This is a genomic window from Streptococcus sp. GMD4S, from assembly GCF_000296955.1.
This window is the reverse complement of record NZ_AJRE01000193.1, coordinates 1-1,767: the sequence shown is the minus strand read 5'-3', so window position 1 is coordinate 1,767 and position 1,767 is coordinate 1. Positions and strand designations below refer to the sequence as shown.

The window sequence follows — 1,767 nt, the reverse complement described above, 5'->3', positions numbered from 1 at the left end:
CTCAGGAAGCAGTCAATAAAGCGCTAGAAACTGCTCTCGAACAAATCAACAAACTCGAAGCGGCTCAGCCTGAGAAACCTGCTGAACCGGAAAAGCCAGCTCAACCAGAAACTCCAGTTCAACCTGAGAAACCTGCTGAGCCTGAAAAACCAACTCAACCTGAGAATCCAGTTCAACCTGAGAAACCTGGCCAGCCTGAACAACCAGCTGAACCAAAACAACCGGAAATTGAGTACGATAAGGCTATGGACAGCTTGACAAAAGCTATCAAGAAAAAAGTCGCTGAACTTGGATCCAACAATGAAGCTAAGAAGCAATTGTTAGCCATTGCTGACCAAGCCATTGCTGCAATCCAAGAAGCTAAAACTCAGGAAGCAGTCAATCAAGCGCTAAAAACTGCTCTCGAACAAATCAGCAAGCTCGAAGCAGCTCAGCCTGAGAAACCTGCTGAACCTGAAAAACCAGTTCAGCCTGAAAATCCGACTCAACCTGAGAAACCGGCTCAGCCTGAAAATCCAGTTCAGCCTGAGAAACCAGCTCAGCCTGAAAAACCAACTCAACCGGAAACTCCGGCTCAGCCTGAAAAGCCAGCTCAACCGGAACAACCAACTCAACCGGAAACTCCAGCGCAACCGGAAAAACCGGCTCAGCCTGAAAAGCCGACTCAACCGGAAACTCCAGCGCAACCTGAAAAACCGGCTCAACCGGAAACTCCAGCGCAACCTGAAAAACCGGCTCAACCTGAAAAACCTGCTCAGCCTGAAAATCCGACTCAACCGGAAACTCCAGCGCAACCTGAGAAACCAATTACTTCTTCAAGTCCTGAGGAAGGGGTTAAAGACCTTGTCTTTACACTTCCAAGCTTGGAAATCGTCAATAAGGTCGTACCATTCAAGACTATTCGTCGCGAAAACCCACAATTAGACAAAGGAAAAGAGCAAGTTCTATCAGAAGGAAAAGACGGTCTCTTAGTCGAGTATGTTGAAGTGGACGGTGACAATCGCAAGGTTCTCCAAACAGAAGCAACACCAGCTCAAGATCGAGTGATTGAGGTAGGTAGCAAACAAAGCTCAGTTGGAACAGAGGCGCCACCAGTTGTGACTCTTCCTGAGTATGTTCTACCAAGAGAGACTGAAAAACCTGCGCCAGTCGTAACAGATAATTCATCATCAAAAGATGAAAAAGCTCCTGTTACAGCTACAGTCAAAGAAGACAAGGAAAGACTACTCCCTGCAACTGGGGAACAAGAAGCAAGTGCCTTCCTCTTCTTGGCAGCCATTACTTCTATCTTGTCTCTCCTCATCTTCCAAAAGAATTTCAAAGACTAATAACCCTCTTTGATTGATTCTTTTCCATTATTTCAGTTCCCCCGTTGAGAAGACCATTTGGTCTTCTCTTTTTCTATCTGTAAAATTAAAAAACATCCACAAATATACATGGATATTTTGGTATGACTCTGTAAAGTAAGATGATCATTGAAGATAGCTGTTCTCAAATCAAACCACGTTTTCAAATAAACGCTCATCCAAAAAAGAGAGTCCCTCTTGTCTTATCTCATCAGAACTACCATCATAAGTTTCTGCAAGAACTCCACAGATAAAAGATGGTGTTTCGAATTCCAATACCATGAGATTTTCTGACGCTCACCAGCCATCTTTCCTAAATCAGACTTCCCTCTCCCACACCTAGTCACTGACTACTATTTTTGAGTCCAGCATATGCATAGGTTCGATTTCTGGGACACTCTTTTTCCGTCACCACCCTAAA

General features: G+C 44.6%; 2 protein-coding genes and 1 pseudogene. 1 reads left to right on the top strand and 2 read right to left on the bottom strand.

Annotated elements, in window-relative coordinates; translation table 11 throughout:
* Window positions 1-1,328, top strand: a 1,328-nt coding sequence (locus GMD4S_RS08545; RefSeq protein WP_000300356.1) for a G5 domain-containing protein, incomplete at its 5' end; no start/stop codon positions are given.
* Window positions 1,329-1,496: 168 nt separating this feature from the next.
* On the opposite strand, the gene GMD4S_RS08540 is transcribed toward GMD4S_RS08545, so the two are convergent.
* Window positions 1,497-1,628, bottom strand: coding sequence for a hypothetical protein (locus tag GMD4S_RS08540; protein ID WP_000242232.1), 132 nt, complete (start codon window positions 1,626-1,628; stop codon window positions 1,497-1,499).
* Between the two features lie 61 nt (window positions 1,629-1,689).
* Window positions 1,690-1,767, bottom strand: a pseudogene (locus GMD4S_RS13995) (DUF5960 family protein); the annotation flags it as partial.